This window comes from Methylobacterium platani, from assembly GCF_001653715.1.
GTDB classification, from domain to species: Bacteria; Pseudomonadota; Alphaproteobacteria; order Rhizobiales; family Beijerinckiaceae; genus Methylobacterium; species Methylobacterium platani.
This window is the reverse complement of record NZ_LWHQ01000009.1, coordinates 38,522-56,809: the sequence shown is the minus strand read 5'-3', so window position 1 is coordinate 56,809 and position 18,288 is coordinate 38,522. Positions and strand designations below refer to the sequence as shown.

Sequence of the window (18,288 nt, the reverse complement as noted above, 5' to 3'; positions counted from 1 at the left end):
CGGCGGCGCCGGTCGACGGGTCAGTCGCCCTCCATCCGGCCGACCTGCTTCATCGCCTGCTTGAGGGCGAGGAGCCGGCGGTCGCGGTCGCGGAACAGCTCGGCCGGGTCGCGCCCGCCCCAGTCGAAGAAGCCCTTGCCGGCCATCACGCCGGTGCGCCCCTCCGCCACGAGGCCGTCGATCGCCTCCGAGCGGGTCCGTGCCGGGGGCGGGCTGTAGCTGGCATTGGCGAGCGCGTGGCGCAGGAGCTCGATGCCGGTGAAATCCGCCTTGGCGAGATGACCGAGGATCGGGATGCGCAAGGCGAGGCCGTGGATGATCGCGTCGTCGATCTCGCGGGCCGAGGCCACGCCCTCGTCGAGGAGGTGGTAGACCTCGGCCGAGATCGCCGACTGGATCCGGTTGGCGACGTAGCCCGGGATGAAGCGCTTGAGCACGATCGGCACCTGGCCGAGGCCGAGCACCAGCTGGCGCGCCTCCTCGATCACGGCCGGATCGGTCTGCGGCCCCGGCACCACGTCGACGAGGTCGACGATGTAGGGCGGGGTGTACCAGTGCATCACCAGGGCGTTCCGCTGCCGGCCCTCCGGGATCAGCGGGAAGACGTCGAGGTAGCTGGTGTTGCTGGCGATCCTCGTCTCGGGCGCGCAGAGCCGGTCGAGTTCGGCGAACAGGGTGCGCTTCGCCTCCGGGTTCTCGGTGATCGCCTCGATGACGAGGCTCGCGCCGGAGACGGTCGCGGCGAGCTCGGGTTCGAGGCGGATCGCCTCAGCCGCGCGCTCGGGCGTCCAGTCGGGCCCGACCGCGCCGGCCTCCCGCAGGGTGTCGAGGGCCGAGGCGATCAGGCCCGGCACCCGCTTCAGGGTCTCGGGCCGGCTGTCCGTCAGCCGTACATGATGCCCGCCCAGCGCCAGCACCAGGGCGATGCCGTGCCCCATCAGCCCGGCCCCGACGACCGCGATCTCGCTCATGCTGTTCTCCCGTCGATGGATGCTTCGTGCGTTCGCGCCGACAGAGGCCGTCCGCGGTCGCGGCCTTCCTCTCCCGGGCGCGGCCTCATCCCGAGGTCGCGGCCGGGAGGTGCGGACTGACGCGGATCCCGCACGACCGTCGGACGCTCATCCGCTCGTCATACCGTGGCGATCGGCGTCGTCGGCGAGCCGACCGCGCCCGGCAGCCGCAAGGGAGGCGCGGTGAGGAGGAAGCGGTGGCGACCGTTCGCCCGCAGCCAGGTGGCGAGCGGGGTGAGGTGCCACAACTCGCCGAGATTGACCCCGAGCCGGAACAGGCAATGCTCGTGGAGCGGCAGGGTGGCGCAGCAGCCGTCGCCCGGCAGCGCCGGATGGACCTCGACCGCGTAGTTGTCGGCGATGAGGGCGACGAGCCCCGAATCGGTGATCCAGTTGAGGAGCTTGCGGTCGCGCCCGTCGAGGCCGGCGCAGAGGTCGTGGACCACGGCCGGGTCGGGGTTGCGGTTCATGCCGAGCAGCCGCTCGGCGAAGCCCGTATGCAGGCAGACCATGTCGCCGGGCTCGACCGTCACGCCGTCGGCGTCGAGGATCTGCCGCAACTGGTCGTAGCCCACCGCCACCCGGGCATCGCCGAGATGGGCGTGCAGGTCGATCATCACGCCGCGGCCCTGCATGCCGCGCTCGGCCAGGCGCTCGATGCCGAGCGCCTGGGCGCGGGAGGGCGCGCCCGCCTCCTCCGCCACCGTCGGCCCGGTGATGTCGGAGCCGGCCCGGAAGCCGTTGTAGTAGACCGGGCGCGGGGTGCCGTCGCCCTCGACGTCGAACAGCGAGCCGACATGGGCGAGGCTGTCCCACTGCGTCGAGTATTGCAGGTGCAGCACCGCGAGGTCGTCGCTGATGACGTCGGTGGCGTCGGGCACCTCCTCGCACACGAGGAAGTTCATGTTCGGCCGGCCGCTCGCCCGCACCGTCGGGCGGATCTGCGGCGGGTGGCGGCGCGGGTTCAGCACGTTGCCGCCCGGGAAGTCGAGCGGCAGGCTGAGGCAGAAGGTCAGCCCCTCCCGCACCTCGGCGGCGCCCTGGCGCACCTTCTCGGGGGTCAGCAGGTTGAGCCGGCCGAGCTCGTCGTCGGGGCCGAAATCGCCCCAGGTCGAGCCCTCCGGGCGGCGGCGCCAGCGCATCGTCATGATTGTTGCCCTCGCTGCTGGCGCCGGATGAGCGATCCGCCGCACGCGCGGCGGCGCGCGGTCGCGCGTGCCGACGGCCGGGGGCCGTCCGGTTGCAATGGTCCGGCCATCGGGGTCATTTCTTCACCAGGGGGCAGCGGGAGGCGGAGAGCGGCTGGAAGGCTTGGTCGCCCGGGACCGTGGCGACGAGCCGGTAGAGGTCCCAGGGGCCCTTCGACTGCTCGGGCGTCTTGACCTCGAACAGGTACATGTCGTGGACCATGCGGCCGTCCTCCCGGATGCGCCCGCCGCGGGCGTAGAAGTCGTCGACGGGCATCGCGCGCATCGCCGTCATCACCGCGGCGGTCTCGTCGGTGCCGGCTTTGCGCACCGCCTTCAGGTAGTGCATCACCGTCGAGTAGACGCCGGCCTGGGACATGTTCGGCATCTTGCCGACGCGGTCGAAGTAGCGCTTCGACCACGCCCGCGTCTCGTCGTTGAGGTCCCAGTAGAACCCCTCCGTGAGCCGCATGCCCTGCGTCGCCTTGAGGCCGAGGCTGTGGACGTCGCTGATGTAGACCAGCAGCCCGGCGAGCGTCTGGCCGCCTTGCGTCAGGCCGAACTCGGCCGCCTGCTTGATCGCGTTGGTGGTGTCGGCGCCCGCATTGGCGAGCCCCACCACCGTGGCGCCCGACGCCTGCGCCTGGAGCAGGAAGGAGTAGAAATCGGCCGTGTTGAGCGGCACCCGCACGCTCCCCAGCACCTTGCCGCCCTGCGCCTTCACCACCGCGCTCGCGTCGCGCTCGAGGTCCTGGCCGAAGGCGTAGTCGGCGGTGACGAAGAACCACGACGTGCCCCCGGCCTTCACGGTGGCGAGCGCGGTGGAATTCGCGAGCGCGTAGGTGTCGTAGGCCCAGTGGACCGAGACGGGGGAGCAGGCCTCGTTGGTGAGCCGCACCGCGCCCGGACCGTTGAACACGATCACCTTGTTCTTGGCCTTGGCGATGTCGGCGGCGGCGAGCGCGGTCGCCGAGGCCGCCACGTCGAGGATCGCGTCGACCCCGCCGGTATCGAACCAGGCACGCGCCGTCGCCGCCGCGATGTCGGGCTTGTTCTGGTGGTCGGCGACCACGACCTCGACGGGGGCGCCCAGCACCGTGCCGCCGAAATCCTCCACCGCCATGCGGGCCGCCGCGGCGCTCCCGGGCCCGGTCACGTCGGCATAGGGACCCGACATGTCGAGCAGGAACCCGAGGCGGACCACGCCGTCGGACACCTTCGCCGAGACCTGCTGCGCATTCGCGGCCGGCGCCTGCTGCGCGCGCGCCGCCCCCTGCCAGGCCATGCCCGGCACACCGACGGCCAGAGCCGCCGCCAGAAGCGTTGTCCTCACCCGGTCCGTCCTTCGTCGAAGACGTTCGTTCAAGCGGTACGCCGTCGAGGGCGCCCGGGTGCATGGTCCGGACAAGGGGACCCGGTTGTCAACTGCGGGAGAAGCGGGGCGGTGCTGAAAAACCGGTATGGCCCCGCTTCACTGCCCGTCAGGCGGCCGGCCCGGCTCCCTCGGCCGCGCCGAGCCAGGGCTGCCCGTTGACCATCCCGATGCGCCAGCCCGCCCCGTCGGGACCGGCGTAGTGGTCGAGGCGGGTGAGCGAGCAGTTCTCGACCGCGAAGGCGAGGCCGCCCTGGGGAGGCACGTTCAGCGCGAGCGCGATCGCCGCCCGGATGGTGCCGCCATGGGCCACCGCCACGATGTCGCGGCCGCTATGCTCGGCGGTGAGCTCGGCGATCGCGGCGTTCACCCGCGCGCAGAGTTCGGCAAAGCTCTCGCCGCCCGGCGGGCGCTCGTCGGCGGGGGCGAACCAGTAGCTCGCGGCGGCGGGCTGGCGCTCGGCGAAGAAGCGGGCGCGGTCGAGGCCCTGCCACTCGCCGAGATTCTGCTCGGCCAGGGCCGGGAGCGCGGTGAGGCGAGGGACCGCGCCGTCGACCGTGAAGTCGCCCGCCTGCCACAGGGCCTCGGCGGTCTGGCGGGTGCGGCCGAGATGGCTCGCGACCCAGACCGCGCCGCGGGGCAGCACCGGGGCGAGGCCGGAGAAGACCTGCGCGTCGCCGCAATCGCACGGGATGTCGCGGCCGCCGTAGATGCGGCCGCCGTCGCCCCGCACGGGGGCGTGGCGCACCCACCACCAGCGGGTACGGACGAAGGAGGAGGGGGTCTGGGCGCTCATGCCCCCGTCATACCCCGAATTGCCAGGCTGGCGAACACTCCGCATAGGTGCGGCGACACGAGACGGAGCGACACGATGGACGCGGCGGACGACATGATCTTCGGGGCGAACATCCCGTTCGCCCGGCTCTGCGGCATCGAGGCTCTCGGCGTCGTCGACGGCCGCACGCGCCTGCGCCTGGAGCTGGGGCCGCAGCACGGCAACAACCTCGGCATCGCCCATGGCGGCATCCTCTGCACCCTGCTCGACATCGCCATGGGCACGGTGGCGCGGCTCACCGCCGGCCGCCCGGTGGTGACCCTCGACATGCAGACCCGCTTCCTCTCGCCGGGCCACGGCGTTCTGCTGGCGGAAGGCCGGGTGACCCGGGCCGGCCGGTCGATCCTGTTCTGCGACGCCGAGATCCGCGACGAGGCCGGACGGGTGGTGGCGACCTCGACGGGGGTGTTCAAGCCAGTCGGCGTCAAGGGCTGAGCCGGGCGCCGAACGGTTTCCGGGGTGTTGCGGGTTTCCGCCGCGCGGCCGGGAGCCATGTCTTCAAGCGACATGGTCAGCCGGAAAGGCCCCGATGACGCCTCACACGACCCGCACCGCGCCCGGCGGCGTGATCGAGACCGACGTCTCGGCCCGGCTCGACCGGCTGCCCTGGGGCCGGTTCCACACCCTGGTGGTGCTGGCGCTCGGCATCACCTGGGTGCTCGACGGGCTCGAGGTGACGCTCGCGGGCGCGCTCGCCGGCGCCCTCAAGGCGAGCCCGACGCTGCGCTTCTCGAACGCCGAGATCGGGCTCGCGACCTCGAGCTACCTCGCCGGCGCGGTGCTGGGGGCGGTCGGCTTCGGCTGGCTCACCGACCGGCTCGGGCGCAAGAAGCTCTTCTTCATCACGCTGGCGGTCTACCTCGCAGCCACCGCCGCCACCGGCCTGTCCTGGAACCTGTGGAGCTTCTGCCTCTTCCGCTTCCTCACCGGAGCCGGCATCGGCGGCGAGTACACGGCGATCAACTCGACGATCCAGGAGCTGATCCCGGCCCGCGCCCGCGGCTGGACCGACCTCGTCATCAACGGCAGCTTCTGGCTCGGCGCGGTCCTCGGCGCCGGCACCTCGCTCGTCGTGCTCGACCCCGCCCTGTTCGGGCCGGATACCGGCTGGCGCGTCGCCTTCGGGCTCGGGGCGTTCCTTGGGCTCGTCATCCTGTTCCTGCGGACCTGGATTCCCGAGAGCCCGCGCTGGCTGATGACGCACGGGCGCCACGAGGAGGCCGAGGCCCTGGTCGCCGGCATCGAGGCGCGGTTCCGCGCCGAGGGCCACGCCCTGAGCGACGGCCCGTTCCCGAAGGCGCGCCTGCGCCAGCGCAGCCACACGCCCCTCGCCGAGGTGCTTGCCGCGCTCAAGATCTATCGCCAGCGGGCCTGGGTCGGGCTGGCGCTGATGTCGGCCCAGGCCTTCTTCTACAACGCGATCTTCTTCACCTACGCGCTGATCCTGATCGACTTCTACGGGGTGCCGGCGGACGGCGTCGGCTGGTACATCCTGCCCTTCGCCGCCGGCAACTTCTTCGGGCCGGTGCTGCTCGGCCGGCTGTTCGACACGGTCGGCCGCAAACCCATGATCGCGCTCACCTACGGCCTGTCGGGCGTGCTGCTGGCGCTCAGCGGGCTCGCCTTCCAGCAGGAGCTCGTCACCGCGACGACCCTCACCCTGTGCTGGATGGCGGTGTTCTTCTTCGCGTCCGCTGCGGCGAGCTCGGCCTACCTCACGGTGAGCGAAGTGTTTCCCCTCGAGATCCGGGCGCTCGCCATCGCGCTGTTCTACGCCGTCGGCACCTCGGTCGGCGCGGTCGGGCCGGCCCTGTTCGGGGTCCTGATCGAGGGCCATTCCCGCAGCGCGATCTTCGGCGGCTACCTGCTCGCCTCGGTCCTGATGATCGCCGCCGGGGTGGTGGCGGGGATCTGGGGCGTGGCGGCGGAGCGGAAATCGCTGGAGGACGTGGCGAAGCCGCTGGCGGCGGCGGAGTAGGGGCGCGGTCCGGCCGACCGCACGCGACCCCTTCGCCTCATCCCGGTGCCGCGACAGCGGTGCCCGGCATGATTCCGACCCTCACCTCATCATGAAGGTGCACTGGCGCATAGTCATGAAAGCATGCATTGTCGTCGCTTGCTCCTGTCAATTGGCGCAACAAGCAATCATCAATAAGGAAGATTTGTCAAAAATTCGACACTCCTCGGAGGAAACGCGATGCCGGCCCCGACCACGCAGAATTTCTTCGATGCCTCGAACTGGGTCTACGGCTACAGCGACAGCAATGCGCTGCCGCCGATCCCGGTCGGCTTGACGCCGTTCTATTACAAGACAGGACAATTCGATTCCGGATTGCTGCCGAGCGGGTTCCACGGCGCCGCCTTCCTCATCCCCGGCGCCCGGCCGCAGGTGATCGTTGCTTTCGAGGGCACCGACGTCTCAGGGATCGACATCCGGCCCGATTTCCTGCTGGCGCAGCTCGAAGCGGATGTGAGTCTCTTCGTCGGGGTGGTCCCGCAGGCTCTGCGCGACGCGACGACCTTCACCCGGGAGGTGCTCACAGCGGCCTCGGCGCAAGGCATCCAGCACGATCAGGTCTCCCTCACCGGCCATTCGCTGGGGGCTGCCGCAGCAGCCTACGTCTCGACGCAGACCGGCCTCGACGGGACGACCTTCGCGGCACCGGGGCTGCCGTCCAACACGGTCAACTTCGGCCAGGCCGGCCTGCTCACCAACTACGTCGATCACGGCGATCCGGTCGGGAATTACAGCGCCACCCCGATCGATATCGAGGACGGGTTCCTCTTCTCGAGCGCGATCCGGCGCGTCGGCGATCCGAGCTATACCGGGGACGTCCTGGACGTCATCCCCCTCGCGGCCGCGGCGGCCGCGGCGGCACCGGGCAACCCCGACCCGGTGCGGGCCGGCGGCCTGCTGGTCCTCGGAGGATTGGCGGCGGAGAACCATCCCCTCACGCATTACGGCGAGGACCTGAACCTCCTCCTCAACGACACGCCCGTGCTGGCCGATGCCAGCCGGATCGTCTCGGGCCGGGACTACGCCCAGTTCTACGGCGACATCATCGACCGGAATTTCCTGGTCGGCGATGCGTTCTACGCCATCCGCAATCCCGACGTGCGCGCCGCGGGCGTCGATGCGGAGCAGCACTACGACCGGTATGGCTGGCGCGAGGGCCGCGATCCCGATGCGTTCTTCTCCACCAACGGCTACCGCGCCGCCAACCCGGACGTGCGCGCGGCGGACGTGAACCCGCTGCAGCACTTCGACCAGGCGGGCTGGCGCGAGGGGCGCGATCCGTCGGCGGCGTTCGATACCGGGCTCTACCTCAAGAACAACCCGGACGTCGCAGCGGCCGGAATCGACCCGCTCGCCCATTACCTGCAATACGGCCGGGCCGAGGGCCGGACGATCGCGGCCGCGATCGGCCCGACCGCCTCGTTCACCCACGGGTCGTTCGACGCCGAATACTACCTCCTCGCCAACGGCGACGTGGCGGCGGCGGCCCTGAGCAGCGGCGGCGACACGCTCGACTACGCCTACCGGCACTACGAGCAGTACGGTTGGCGCGAGGGCCGCGATCCGAATGCGTTCTTCGATACCAGGGGCTACCTCGACGCCTACGGCGACGTGAAGGCGGCGGGAATCGACCCGCTGATGCATTACGACACGTATGGCTGGAAGGAGGGCCGCGATCCCTCGAAGGGCTTCGACACCACGGCGTATCTCGCTGCCTACGGCGACGTCGCGCAAGCCAGGATCGACCCGCTGACGCATTACCTGCAATACGGCGCGCTCGAAGGGCGCGCGCCCTTCGCCGACGGCACGTTCGGCGCCGGCGCCACCGGCTGAACGACCGGTGACGTCCCCCCGCCGCAGCGGCGGGGGGCGGCTATCTCAGCGATTCCCGGACCCCCGCCCAGATCCCCGCCGCCACCTCGCCCGCCGGCAGCACCTGCGCCAGTCCCGCCGCCTGCCCGGCCCAGGCCTGCATCCGGGCGAGGTCGCCCTCCCGCGCCGCCGCCTCGCGCATCGCTTGCGTCAGGCCGCGCTGGATCGGGTAGGGGGCGGGGACCGGGGCGTCCGGGTCCGCGGCGGCCGCGACGTAGTCCGTGGCGAGGCTGCGGCCGGCGCGGCCGCTGAAGGCGCGGGTCAGCCGCGTGCCCTCGGGACGGGCGCGGCCGAGGCCGTCGGCCCAGGCCGGCGGGATCCCGGCCTCCGGGCAGCGCAGGAAGCCGGTGCCGACCTGCATGGCGCTGGCGCCGAGGAGCAGGGCCGCGGCGGCGCCGCGGGCATCGGCGATGCCGCCGGTGGCGACGACCGGGATCCCGACGGCATCGACGACCGCCGGGAGCAGCGCCATCAGGCCGACCGCCTCGGCCTCCGCCCGCGCCGGATCGAAGCGGCCGCGATGGCCGCCGGCCTCGGCGCCCTGCGCCACCACGGCGTCGGCCCCGGCCCGTTCGGCGGCCAGCGCCTCCGCCACCGTGGTGACGGTGGCCCACCAGGCGATGCCGTGCGCCTTCAGCCGCGCGACGACCTCCGGCGGGTAGAGCCCCATGATCGAGGAGACGATGCGCGGCCGGGCCGCGATCATCGCCTCGACCTGCGCGGCGAAGTCCGGCGGCGCCGCATCGCCGGCCTCCGGCGCCACCGCCGGCCCGAAGCGGCCGAGGAAGGCGCGAAGGACCGCCTCGTTCCCGGGATCGCGGGCCGGGGCCGGGTCGGGGATCCACAGGTTGACCTGGAACGGCCCGGCCTCCCGCACCGCCTCCGCCCAGGCCAGGATCGCCGCCGGTTGCATCAGCAGCGCCCCGCAGGCCCCGAGACCGCCGGCGCGCATCACCGCGACCGAGAGCGCCGGCGGGCAGGCCCCGGCCATCGGGGCGAGGAGCACCGGCAGGCGCAGGCCGTGCGCGGCCGCGAAGGCGTCGGCGCGGGCGAGGGCAGGGTGGCGGTCGGTCATGCGGGGAAACTCCGGCACGGACGCGACCGGCGTCGACGTCCCGAGCGTAGAGACATCGGCCGGCCGACCCGCGCAAGCCGGGCAGGGGTCCCGCGCAAGCGCCGCAGGGGCCACCGATTGACTTCGCACCTGCACAACGCCATATGGCGGATTGCAGCGTCAGCGGCCGACCATGGTCCGCTCGAGAGGGCTGCGTGACGGATTTCGCCGCGGCACCTGCGCGGCAGGCCCGGCCCTCTCTTAATCGCTCGTCCCTTGGATCGCTCCATCACGCGGGCGGTCTCCCGACATCGGATCGCGATGAGGGCCGTGCGTTGCGCGCGCCTTGCGGCGATCCCGCTGCCAAATACCAAGAAGATTCCCTTGACCCAGTTCACCGATTTCGGCCTCGCGGCGCCGATCCTGAAGGCGCTCGCCCAGGCCGGCTACGTCACGCCGACCCCGATCCAGGCGCAGGCGATCCCGCCGGCCATGCAGGGCAAGGACCTGTGCGGCATCGCCCAGACCGGCACCGGCAAGACCGCCTCCTTCGCGCTGCCGATCCTGCACCGCCTCGCCGGCGACGCGGCCAAGCCCGCGCCGCGCCGCAGCTGCCGCGTGCTGGTGCTCGCCCCTACCCGCGAGCTCGCCAGCCAGATCGCCGACAGCTTCAAGGAGTACGGCCAGTTCCTGAAGCTCACCACCACGGTGGTGTTCGGCGGCGTCACCATCGGTCGCCAGGAGCGGGCGCTCGCGGGCGGCGTCGACGTGCTGGTCGCCACCCCGGGCCGGCTCCTCGACCTGATCGACCGCCGCTCGCTGACCCTCGACGGCGTCGAGTACCTCGTCCTCGACGAGGCCGACCAGATGCTCGACCTCGGCTTCATCCACGCGCTGAAGCGCATCGTGAAGCTGCTGCCGGCCCAGCGCCAGAGCCTGTTCTTCTCGGCCACCATGCCGAAGAACATCGCCGGCCTCGCCGACCAGTACCTCAAGAACCCGGTCCAGGTCGCCGTGACCCCGGTCGCGACCACCGCCGAGCGGGTCGACCAGAAGGTCGTCTTCGTGCCGACCGGCTCGAAGCAGTCGCTGCTCGCCACGATCCTGCGCGACGAGTCGATCGACCGGGTGCTGGTCTTCACCCGCACCAAGCACGGCGCCGACCGCGTGGTGCGGGGCCTCGAGCGCGACGGCATCGGCTCGGCGGCGATCCACGGCAACAAGTCGCAGCCGCAGCGCGAGCGGGCGCTCGCCGCCTTCCGCGCCGGCACCTGCCGGGTGCTGGTCGCGACCGACATCGCGGCCCGCGGCATCGACGTCGACGGCGTGTCCCACGTCGTCAACTTCGACCTGCCGAACGTGCCGGAGGCCTATGTCCACCGCATCGGCCGCACCGCGCGCGCCGGCAAGGACGGGCTGGCGATCTCGTTCTGCAACGACGAGGAGCGCGCCTACCTGCGCGACATCGAGCGCCTGACCCGCCAGAAGGTGCCGCTGATGGCGATCCCCGAGGGCTTCGTGCCGCCGAGCCGCGAGGAGGCGGCGCAGGCCGTCGCCGAGGCCGAGCGCGACCGGCGCCAGCCCGGCTCGGGCCCGCGCGGCCAGCGCCCCGGCGGCGGCCGCCAGGGCCAGCAGCCCGGCGGGCGCCAGGGCCAGCCGCGCCACGGCGCCGGCCGTCCCCAGGAGCACCGCGAGCCCCGCGCCGACGGCCGCGGCGGCCACGAGGGCCGTCAGGCCCGCCCGCAGGGGCAGGGCCAAGGCCGCCCGCAGGGGCAGGGACAGGGTCGCCCCCAGGGCGGCCAGCGCGCCGACGGCAACCGCCAGCAGCGCCCGGCGGGCGGCGGGGCCAACCGTGACGGCCGCGCGATCGGCTGGCTCGACCGCGCGCCGCGCTGACGCGCCTGAACCGCTCCGACGACTGAGAAGCCCGCGCTCCGGACAGGAGCGCGGGCTTCCCGCATTTCAGGCGCTGATTCAGCGCGGTGCGATCCGGCATCGGATCGTCACGCTGCGAACGCGATGCCGGCCGGCGTTGCCTCCGGTCGTTGCGGCGCCATCTGTTGCCATGACACGTCTTGGCAGGAGACCCCGATGCGCTTCGAACTCTATCGCGACGGCAAGGGCGAGTGGCGCTGGCGCCTGCGGGCCGAGAACGGCGAGGTGGTGGCCGATTCGGGCGAGGGCTATGTCCGCCGCGAGGATTGCGAGCACGGCATCGCCCTGGTGAAGGGCGCCACCAACGCCCGGGTCGTCGACATGACGCTCAAGATGGCCTGACGACCGCTGCATACGCAGCCGAGACGTCAGGCAGGGCGGCTCGTGATCGCAGGGTTGGCGGAGCCGACGAGATTGACGAATGGCCCGCCAGGGACGGAACGATCCGATGGTTCGGCCGCGTATTGCATCGTTGCGCTGGCCGGGAGATGGAAATGCCGCACCGAACAGGCCGCGATCCCGAGCGATCTCGACATCGCCCCGGTCCGAGGCGGCAACGCATCGTTCACCTCATGACGGACGACGCGCAACGCTTTTCCGGTCCCGTGCGTTTCCGCCGTCCATGCCTCCGTCCGGCGGCATGCCCGTACGAGTGAGGGACCGATCCCGTGCTGAAGACCGTGATGCTGGCCGCTGGCCTGATCCTCGGCGGCGCCGCCGCCCTGCCGCAGGCCGCGACCGCCGCCCCGCTGACCGAGACGGCCGCCGCGCCCGTCGCCGCCGCCCCGACCGCCTGGGCGCAGTACGGCTATTACGGCCGTCCCCGCCATTTCGGCCCGCGCGGCTACGGCTACGGCTACCGTCGCCATTTCGGCCCGGGCTACGGCTTCCGCGGCCCGCGCCATTTCGGCCATCGCCACTGGGGTCACCGGGGCTACGGGTACGGCGGCCCGCGCGGCTATTACCGCGGTTTCTGAGAGGCTCCGCCGGCCGGCCGCCGCATCCGGGGCGGCCGTGCCACACTCTCGCCCCATCTATGACCTTGGCTGTAACAGCTCGGCCGTTCCGGCGGCCGGGCTTGGCTCATGGCGGGTCCGCTCGCGCAGCGGGGCCGCCCCACAACCAAGGGGAACCGGAATGCCGCACACCATCGCGGAGCGTCGCCGGCGCGTCGAAGCGCAGCTTCAGGACTACGAGCGGATGCTCGCCGAGATCCGTTCCTCGGCGGGCCTCGGCGCCAACAGCCGCGCCCTCCAGCTGCAGCACGCCCGCCTGATCTCGCAGGCGCGCACCGAACTCGCGTCGCTCGACGCCGAACTCTCCCGCGCGTAGGCCGGCAGACGTCACCCGGTCCCGCGGCCCTCCGCGGGACCCTCGAGGACGGCTCGCGCCGCGTCGTAGAGCACCACGACATCCGCCGGATAGATCCGGATCGGCGGCGCCGAGAGCTCGGCCCGCGACCACCAGCGATGCTCGGCCAGGACCTCGGCCTCGTGCGGCGTCCAGCCGTCGCGCGACAGGGGACCGCTCCCGGCCCTCACGGCGAAGAACCGCTCCCGCGCCCGGACCCGCTCGCCGTCGGCCAGGCGCATCGTGAACGTCCGCTCGCCGATGTCCGGCGCCGCCTCCGGACAGGTCAGGCCGGTTTCCTCGCGCAATTCCCGGATGGCGGCCTCGGAAAAGCTCTCGCCCGGCTCGACACCGCCGCCCGGCGTCGCCCAGTACTCCTCGCCGGCGAGCGCGCCTTCGCGGAAGAGGAAGCGGAACAGCAAGAGCCGGTCCTCGCCGGCGAGCACGACGAGCCGCGCGGCAGGGCGCTCGCGCATGAATGCCCTAATGGTACGGATCGGCCGCGTCGCGCAGACCGTCGCCGAGGAAGTTGAAGGCCAGCACCACGATCACCACGGGCAGGATCGGCGCCAGCAGCCAGGGATGGAGCTGCACCGCCGCGAGATTCTGCGCCTCGTTGAGGAGCACGCCCCAGCTCGTCACCGGCGGGCGCAGGCCCAAGCCTAAGAACGACAGGGCGGTCTCGCCGAGGATCATCGAGGGGATCGACAGCGTCGCCGAGGCGATCAGGTGGCTCATGAAGTTCGGGATCAGGTGCCGGGCGATGATCCGGGTCTTCGACGCACCCATCAGCTCGGCGGCACGGACGTAATCCTCCTCGCGGAGCGCCAGCAGCTTCGAGCGCACGGCGCGGGCGAGGCCCGGCCAGTCGAGGAGGCCGAGGATCAGCGTGATGCCGAAGAACACCAGGATCGGGCTCCAGTTCGGCGGCAAGGCCGCCGACAGCGCGAGCCAGAGCGGCAGTTCGGGCAGCGAGCGCAGGATCTCGATCACGCGCTGGATCACGTTGTCGACCCAGCCGCCGAGATAGCCGGCAAGCCCGCCGAAGAACAGCCCGAGGGCGAAGGACACCGCGATGCCGACGAGCCCGACGGTGAGCGAGATCCGGGTGCCCGAGATGATCCGCGAGAGCAGGTCGCGCCCGAGCCGGTCGGTGCCGAGCAGGAACATCGTCCCGTCCTTCGGCGGGCAGACCAGGTGCCAGTCGGTGTCGAACAACCCCCAGAACGCATAAGTATCGCCGCGGCAGAGGAAGCGCAGGGGCTGCACGACGCTCCGGTCCACCGTGTAGTCGCGGTGGAAGGTCTCGATGTTGAAGGTGAAGTGGTAGGGGTGGGTGTAGGGCCCGACGAACCGGCCGTCGTGGAACAGGTGGACCGATTGCGGCGGCGCGTACAGGAAGTCGCCGTGGCGCTTGGCCGGATTGTAGGGCGCGATCACCTCGACGAACGGGATCAGGGCGTAGAAGGCGATCAGGATCAGCCCCGCCGCCACCGCGACCCGGTGCTTGCGGAACTTCCACCAGGTGAGGCGCCAGGACGAGGCGCGGTCGACGGCGCTTCTCTCGGCGCCCGCCGGCTCGGTGCGGCCGGGATCGAAGGGCGCGGCGTCGACGAAGTGCTGCGGCCTGTCGCGGAGATCCAGGTTCATCGGCCGCCTCCCCCGAGGCGGATGCGCGGATCGAGCCAGGCCAGCAGCAGGTCGGAGACCAGCATGCCGATCACGGTCAGCATCGCCACGAACATCAGGATGAATCCGGCCAGGAACTGGTCCTGGCTCTTGAGGGCGGCGAGCAGGATCGGCCCGACGGTCGGCAGGCTGAGCACCAGCGAGACCAGCACCGAACCCGAGATCAGGTGCGGCAGCAGGTTGCCGATATCGGCGATGAACGGGTTGAGCGACATCCGGAACGGGTATTTCAGCAGCGCCCGGGTCGGCGGCAGGCCCTTGGCGCGGGCGGTGACGACGTATTGCTTGCCCAGTTCGTCGAGGAGGTTGGCGCGCATCCGCCGGATCATCGCGGCGGTGCCGCCCAGCCCGATCACCAGGGTCGGGACGACGAGGTGCGCGAGCAGCGAGCGCACCTTGTCCCAGGTCCAGGGCTGCCCGGCATAGGCGCTGTCGAACAGCCCGCCGATCGAGACCCCGAACCAGCGGTTGGCGTAGAACAGCATCACCAGCGCCAGCAGGAAGGACGGGGTGGCCAATCCGATATAGCCGATGAAGGTCGCGACGTAGTCGCCGATCGAGTATTGCCGCGTCGCCGAGTAGATCGCGATCGGGATCGACACCAGGTGGACGAAGATCACCACCGCGAGGTTGACGACGAGGGTGAGCCACAGCGCGTCGCCGACGACCTCGCGCACCGGGCGGTCGTACTCGAACGACCAGCCCCAATTGCCCTGGAGGAGGCCGTTGAAGGCGCCCTCCGGATTGGGCCACAGCCCGATCCAGCGCAGGTACTGCTCCCAGACCGGGCGGTCGAGGCCGTATTGCTGCATCAGGAACTGCGCCTTGGCGACCGAGGCCGCCTCGCCCTGCGAGCGCAGCTCGGCGATCTGGTTGGTGAGGAAGTCGCCCGGAGGCAGCTTGATGATGACGAAGACGAGGGCGGAGATGATCAGCAGCGTCACCGCCATGGTGACGAGGCGGCGGGCGAGGTAGCGGATCACCGCGCGGCCTCCTTCGGGTTCGGCCCCCAGTAGAACTGATCCATGCGGTAGATCCCGATGAGCGCCGTCGGCTTCCAGCTGTAGATCTGCTTGTCGGGCACGTTGAGGAGCCTCGTCTTGGCGACCACCGGCTGGAGCGCGCCCGAGACGGTGCCGATCACCCACTGGTTCTCGGCCCGGTTCTGCAGCATCGCGCCCCAGATCTTCGCCTGCTCGACGTTGTCGCCGGTCGCCATCCAGCGGGCGTTGAGGTCGAGGAGCGCCTGGGCCTGCGGCATGTCGCAGGGCTCGCCCTCCTTGCCCCGCGTCTCGACGTACTGGCCCCATTTCGGCCAGGCGTAGGTGTCCTGGTGGACCGGGGCGAGCTCGTCGGGCGGCATCTCGGCGGTGGGCATCGCGAGGTCGAGGCCTTGCGCCGCCACCATCACGGCGGCACCCGAATAGGCGCGGTTGCGCAGGATCGTGCGGTCCTGCGGCTTGACGAACAGCTTGACCCCGATCTCGCGCCAGAACTCCGCGATCAGCGTCAGCCCGTCGGTGAGGATGCTGCTCTCGCCGTCGGTCTCGACCACGATCTCGAGCTCGCGCCCGTCCGGCAAGAGGCGGATGCCGGCGCCGTTGCGCTGCGTCAGCCCGACCTCGTCGAGCAGGCGGGAGGCTTCGGCAGGGTCGTAGCCGGCATAGAGCGTGCGGTATTCCGGCTTGTAGAGCGGGCTCTTCTCGACGACCGTGTCGTTGCCCTCGGTGCCGAGGCCGAACAGCAGGGCGTTGTTGAGGGTGCGCCGGTCGATGGCGAGCGACAGGGCGCGGCGGTAGCGCAGGTCGCGGTTGAGCGCGCGCCAGACCGGATCGGTCACGGTCAGGTTGGGGTAGAGCGCCAGTTCCGAGCCGCGGGCGGTGGGCCAGAGATGGGTGCGGTAGCCCTTGGCGCGCTCGCCCTCGCGCAGGATCGGGATGTCCTCCATGTTGAGGCCGCGGAACAGCAGGTCGGCCTCGCCCGCATTGGCCTTGGCGGCCAGCAGCCCGCTCGCCGCGACGTCCATGTTGACCGTGTCGATGTAGGGGAGTTGCTGCCCGTTGGTGTCGACCCGGTGGTAATAGGGGTTGCGCACGAAGACGAAGCGGGCCGCCGGCGCGGTGTTGGTGACGCGCCAGGGCTGGAGCGTCGGCAGGTCGGGGTTGGTCTGCTCGAACATCGCGTCGAGCCGGTTATGGAGCGCGGCCCAGCCCTTGACCTTCGCCTGCTTCACCAGCGGCTCGATCTCGGCCTTGGGCGTGTAGCGCGGGTTGAACTTCTTGAGGTAGTGCGCCGGCCGGTAGATGAAGGGATCGCGCGGCGAGGCGAGCTCCGGCAGGAAGCGGGGATTCGGCTTGTCCCAGCTGAAGCGGACGTGGAGGGGATCGATCACCTCGAAGCGCGGCGGCTGGCCGTCGACCATCATGAATTCCGGCGGGCCGGACGGGCTCAGATCCTTGCTGAGCGCCACGTCCTCCCACCAGTAGCGGATGTCCTCGGCGGTGAACGGCTGGCCGTCGGACCAGCGGTGGCCCTCGCGCAGGGTAAAGGTGAAGACCTTGTCGTTGTCGCTCTCGAACTTGTCCAGGATGTCGGGCTTGAGCGCCAGCGCCTCGTCGTAGCCGACGAGGCGGGTGTAGCTGTAGGTCGAGATGTAGCGGATGTCCCGGGCCTTCGCGACGAGCGTCACGATGCTGCCGCCGGGCTTGCCGACCTGGCGTCCCTGGGCGGCGGAATCGACGACGAGGGGCTGCTTGGGGAGGCGGTCGGAAGGGGAATCGGAGGCGAGTGCAGGGGAGGCAAGGAGCGGCAGCAGGAGAGACAGGACGGCGCTGCGCCGCCAACCCTTCCCCCTCTGCGGGGACGGGTGCCCGGCGGCGAGCGCGAAGCACTCGTGCGCCGGGCGGGCGAGGGGCAGCGCGACGCCGATCGACGTGGCGCCCGTCCCCCCGGTCGCGACGTCTCCGGAAGCGGCGCCCCCTCTCCCGGCCTGCTCCGCAGGCCACCCTCCCCCAGGGAGGGGGGAGGGTTCACCCGCGGCGGCGCCCGTGAAGAGATGTCGGAACCGTAGCGTCATGTCCCGTCCTTCCCGTGCAGGCGCACCCAGGTGATGCGGGTGGGAGAGTAGCCGGTCGCGGCGTGCAGGTCGTCGAAGGCGTGGGTGGCGGCGATCGCCGCGCGGGCTCCTTCCGCCTCCGGGTCGTCGGGGCGGTAGACGAATTCGCGGCCGTTGCGGCGCCACCGCACCGGCTCGCCGGAGCGGGGCGCGGTCAGCATCGCGATGGTCGGGAAGGCCGGTCCGCCATGGGCGTGGAGACGGTGCGCGGCGGCGTCGTCGTCGAAGACGAGCCGGGTCAGGCCGCGCTCGCGGGCTTCCAGAACCCGCCTCGCCTGGCTGATGTGGTCGTCGAAGAAGCCGACGGCGCGGTCCGGATCGAGCCGCGGCAGGCTCGCGGCCGACCAGTCGCCGGCGTGGTAGCGCGCGCGCGGGTCGCGGTAGCGCAGGCCGGAGAGGTCGGGATCGAAGCAGAAGATCTCGGCACCGGGACAGGCCTGGCGCATCACCCAGGTGGTCAGCCCGCGGAACACCCCCGATTCGACGATCACCTCGGGCTTGAGCGCCCGCATCAGCACGTAGAGCTGGAGCGCGCCGTTGAAGCCGTTGCCGCCGCGCTTCTGCGCCACCGGCGCCGCGGCGATCAGGTCCCAGAAGGTCGCGACCGCGGGCCCCGCCCCGCCGGGGAGGCGCAGCCCGGCCGCCGCCAGGTCGCGGTCGAGGCGCTCCGCCGCCGCGGCGATCAGCGCGTCGGTCTCGGGCGCGGAGAGCGGGCGGTGGTTCCAGTCCGACACCGCCGGGACGAGGTCGTAGCCGAGGCGATCGAACAGGCGGCCGAGGAACCGGCGACGCAGCCGCTCGACGAAGGGGTGGGGACGGAGGGCGGCGCCGTGGGGCATCGATATCTCTCGG

Annotated in this window: 17 protein-coding genes; 7 read left to right on the top strand and 10 right to left on the bottom strand. The window is 71.6% G+C overall.

Annotated features, from left to right (window positions below; genetic code table 11):
- Positions 1 to 20 precede the first annotated feature (20 nt).
- From A5481_RS04265 to A5481_RS04250, 4 genes are all read right to left on the bottom strand, one after another.
- Positions 21 to 971, bottom strand: a complete 951-nt coding sequence (locus tag A5481_RS04265; protein WP_048436057.1) for a 3-hydroxyacyl-CoA dehydrogenase family protein — start codon at positions 969 to 971, stop codon at positions 21 to 23.
- A 158-nt stretch (positions 972 to 1,129) separates the two neighbouring features.
- Entirely contained in the window at positions 1,130 to 2,158 is a 1,029-nt protein-coding gene (locus A5481_RS04260; RefSeq protein ID WP_048436056.1) for a cyclase family protein, read from the bottom strand.
- A gap of 115 nt (positions 2,159 to 2,273) precedes the next feature.
- The gene (locus A5481_RS04255) at positions 2,274 to 3,482 is read right to left on the bottom strand and encodes an ABC transporter substrate-binding protein (protein ID WP_048436064.1); all 1,209 of its coding nucleotides are present in this window, start codon (positions 3,480 to 3,482) and stop codon (positions 2,274 to 2,276) included.
- Positions 3,483 to 3,678: 196 nt separating this feature from the next.
- Entirely contained in the window at positions 3,679 to 4,365 is a 687-nt protein-coding gene (locus A5481_RS04250) for a histidine phosphatase family protein (protein WP_048436055.1), read from the bottom strand.
- Between the two features lie 75 nt (positions 4,366 to 4,440).
- Between A5481_RS04250 and A5481_RS04245 the strand changes: the two genes are divergently transcribed.
- The 3 genes from A5481_RS04245 (at position 4,441) to A5481_RS35100 (ending at position 8,254) form a co-directional block, all read left to right on the top strand.
- Positions 4,441 to 4,839, top strand: a complete 399-nt coding sequence (locus tag A5481_RS04245) for a PaaI family thioesterase (RefSeq protein WP_048436054.1) — start codon at positions 4,441 to 4,443, stop codon at positions 4,837 to 4,839.
- Between the two features lie 94 nt (positions 4,840 to 4,933).
- Positions 4,934 to 6,382, top strand: a complete 1,449-nt coding sequence (locus A5481_RS04240) for an MFS transporter (RefSeq protein WP_048436053.1) — start codon at positions 4,934 to 4,936, stop codon at positions 6,380 to 6,382.
- A gap of 219 nt (positions 6,383 to 6,601) precedes the next feature.
- A complete protein-coding gene (locus tag A5481_RS35100; protein WP_064503789.1) occupies positions 6,602 to 8,254 on the top strand; it encodes a Tle-like phospholipase domain-containing protein in 1,653 nt (550 codons plus the stop codon).
- Between the two features lie 40 nt (positions 8,255 to 8,294).
- Here the strand turns inward: A5481_RS35100 and A5481_RS04230 are convergent, their stop codons facing one another.
- On the bottom strand, positions 8,295 to 9,368 hold the full coding sequence (locus tag A5481_RS04230; RefSeq protein ID WP_064503788.1) for an NAD(P)H-dependent flavin oxidoreductase: 1,074 nt from the start codon (positions 9,366 to 9,368) through the stop codon (positions 8,295 to 8,297).
- A 363-nt stretch (positions 9,369 to 9,731) separates the two neighbouring features.
- Here A5481_RS04230 and A5481_RS04225 point away from each other — a divergent pair, with 363 nt between their 5' ends.
- The 4 genes from A5481_RS04225 (at position 9,732) to A5481_RS04210 (ending at position 12,614) form a co-directional block, all read left to right on the top strand.
- Entirely contained in the window at positions 9,732 to 11,243 is a 1,512-nt protein-coding gene (locus tag A5481_RS04225; RefSeq protein ID WP_048432186.1) for a DEAD/DEAH box helicase, read from the top strand.
- A gap of 195 nt (positions 11,244 to 11,438) precedes the next feature.
- Entirely contained in the window at positions 11,439 to 11,624 is a 186-nt protein-coding gene (locus tag A5481_RS04220; RefSeq protein ID WP_048432187.1) for a YegP family protein, read from the top strand.
- Positions 11,625 to 11,950: 326 nt separating this feature from the next.
- The gene (locus A5481_RS04215) at positions 11,951 to 12,259 is read left to right on the top strand and encodes a hypothetical protein (protein WP_048432188.1); all 309 of its coding nucleotides are present in this window, start codon (positions 11,951 to 11,953) and stop codon (positions 12,257 to 12,259) included.
- 160 nt (positions 12,260 to 12,419) lie between these two features.
- Complete coding sequence (locus A5481_RS04210; protein WP_048432189.1) at positions 12,420 to 12,614, top strand: hypothetical protein; 195 nt, start codon at positions 12,420 to 12,422, stop codon at positions 12,612 to 12,614.
- Positions 12,615 to 12,625: 11 nt separating this feature from the next.
- On the opposite strand, the gene A5481_RS04205 is transcribed toward A5481_RS04210, so the two are convergent.
- The 5 genes from A5481_RS04205 to A5481_RS04185 are packed head-to-tail and all read right to left on the bottom strand — an operon-like array spanning position 12,626 to position 18,275.
- Positions 12,626 to 13,108 (bottom strand): NUDIX hydrolase, encoded by a 483-nt coding sequence (locus A5481_RS04205; RefSeq protein ID WP_048432190.1) that lies wholly within the window; start codon positions 13,106 to 13,108, stop codon positions 12,626 to 12,628.
- A 7-nt stretch (positions 13,109 to 13,115) separates the two neighbouring features.
- Positions 13,116 to 14,282: an ABC transporter permease gene (locus A5481_RS04200; protein ID WP_048432191.1), complete on the bottom strand. Its 1,167-nt coding sequence runs from the start codon at positions 14,280 to 14,282 to the stop codon at positions 13,116 to 13,118.
- A complete protein-coding gene (locus A5481_RS04195; RefSeq protein ID WP_048432192.1) occupies positions 14,279 to 15,304 on the bottom strand; it encodes an ABC transporter permease in 1,026 nt (341 codons plus the stop codon). Before A5481_RS04195 ends, A5481_RS04200 begins: the two co-directional genes overlap by 4 nt.
- Positions 15,301 to 17,397 carry an ABC transporter substrate-binding protein gene (locus tag A5481_RS04190; protein WP_245238621.1) on the bottom strand — a complete coding sequence of 699 codons (2,097 nt, stop codon included), beginning with the start codon at positions 17,395 to 17,397 and terminating at the stop codon, positions 15,301 to 15,303. Before A5481_RS04190 ends, A5481_RS04195 begins: the two co-directional genes overlap by 4 nt.
- The gene (locus tag A5481_RS04185) at positions 17,394 to 18,275 is read right to left on the bottom strand and encodes a hypothetical protein (RefSeq protein ID WP_048432193.1); all 882 of its coding nucleotides are present in this window, start codon (positions 18,273 to 18,275) and stop codon (positions 17,394 to 17,396) included. The genes A5481_RS04190 and A5481_RS04185 overlap by 4 nt, the downstream gene beginning before the upstream one ends.
- Between the last annotated feature and the right edge of the window lie 13 nt (positions 18,276 to 18,288).

Bases quoted from the DNA above. Each gene is read 5' to 3' on its own strand.
- A5481_RS04185 (WP_048432193.1), bottom strand. From the start codon at position 18,275: ATGCCCCACGGCGCCGCCCTCCGTCCCCACCCCTTCGTCGAGCGGCTG.
- A5481_RS04260 (WP_048436056.1), bottom strand. From the start codon at position 2,158: ATGACGATGCGCTGGCGCCGCCGCCCGGAGGGCTCGACCTGGGGCGAT.
- A5481_RS04250 (WP_048436055.1), bottom strand. From the start codon at position 4,365: ATGAGCGCCCAGACCCCCTCCTCCTTCGTCCGTACCCGCTGGTGGTGG.
- A5481_RS04255 (WP_048436064.1), bottom strand. From the start codon at position 3,482: ATGGCCTGGCAGGGGGCGGCGCGCGCGCAGCAGGCGCCGGCCGCGAAT.
- A5481_RS04240 (WP_048436053.1), top strand. From the start codon at position 4,934: ATGACGCCTCACACGACCCGCACCGCGCCCGGCGGCGTGATCGAGACC.
- A5481_RS04245 (WP_048436054.1), top strand. From the start codon at position 4,441: ATGGACGCGGCGGACGACATGATCTTCGGGGCGAACATCCCGTTCGCC.
- A5481_RS04230 (WP_064503788.1), bottom strand. From the start codon at position 9,368: ATGACCGACCGCCACCCTGCCCTCGCCCGCGCCGACGCCTTCGCGGCC.
- A5481_RS04190 (WP_245238621.1), bottom strand. From the start codon at position 17,397: ATGACGCTACGGTTCCGACATCTCTTCACGGGCGCCGCCGCGGGTGAA.
- A5481_RS04200 (WP_048432191.1), bottom strand. From the start codon at position 14,282: ATGAACCTGGATCTCCGCGACAGGCCGCAGCACTTCGTCGACGCCGCG.
- A5481_RS04210 (WP_048432189.1), top strand. From the start codon at position 12,420: ATGCCGCACACCATCGCGGAGCGTCGCCGGCGCGTCGAAGCGCAGCTT.
- A5481_RS04265 (WP_048436057.1), bottom strand. From the start codon at position 971: ATGAGCGAGATCGCGGTCGTCGGGGCCGGGCTGATGGGGCACGGCATC.
- A5481_RS04220 (WP_048432187.1), top strand. From the start codon at position 11,439: ATGCGCTTCGAACTCTATCGCGACGGCAAGGGCGAGTGGCGCTGGCGC.
- A5481_RS35100 (WP_064503789.1), top strand. From the start codon at position 6,602: ATGCCGGCCCCGACCACGCAGAATTTCTTCGATGCCTCGAACTGGGTC.
- A5481_RS04205 (WP_048432190.1), bottom strand. From the start codon at position 13,108: ATGCGCGAGCGCCCTGCCGCGCGGCTCGTCGTGCTCGCCGGCGAGGAC.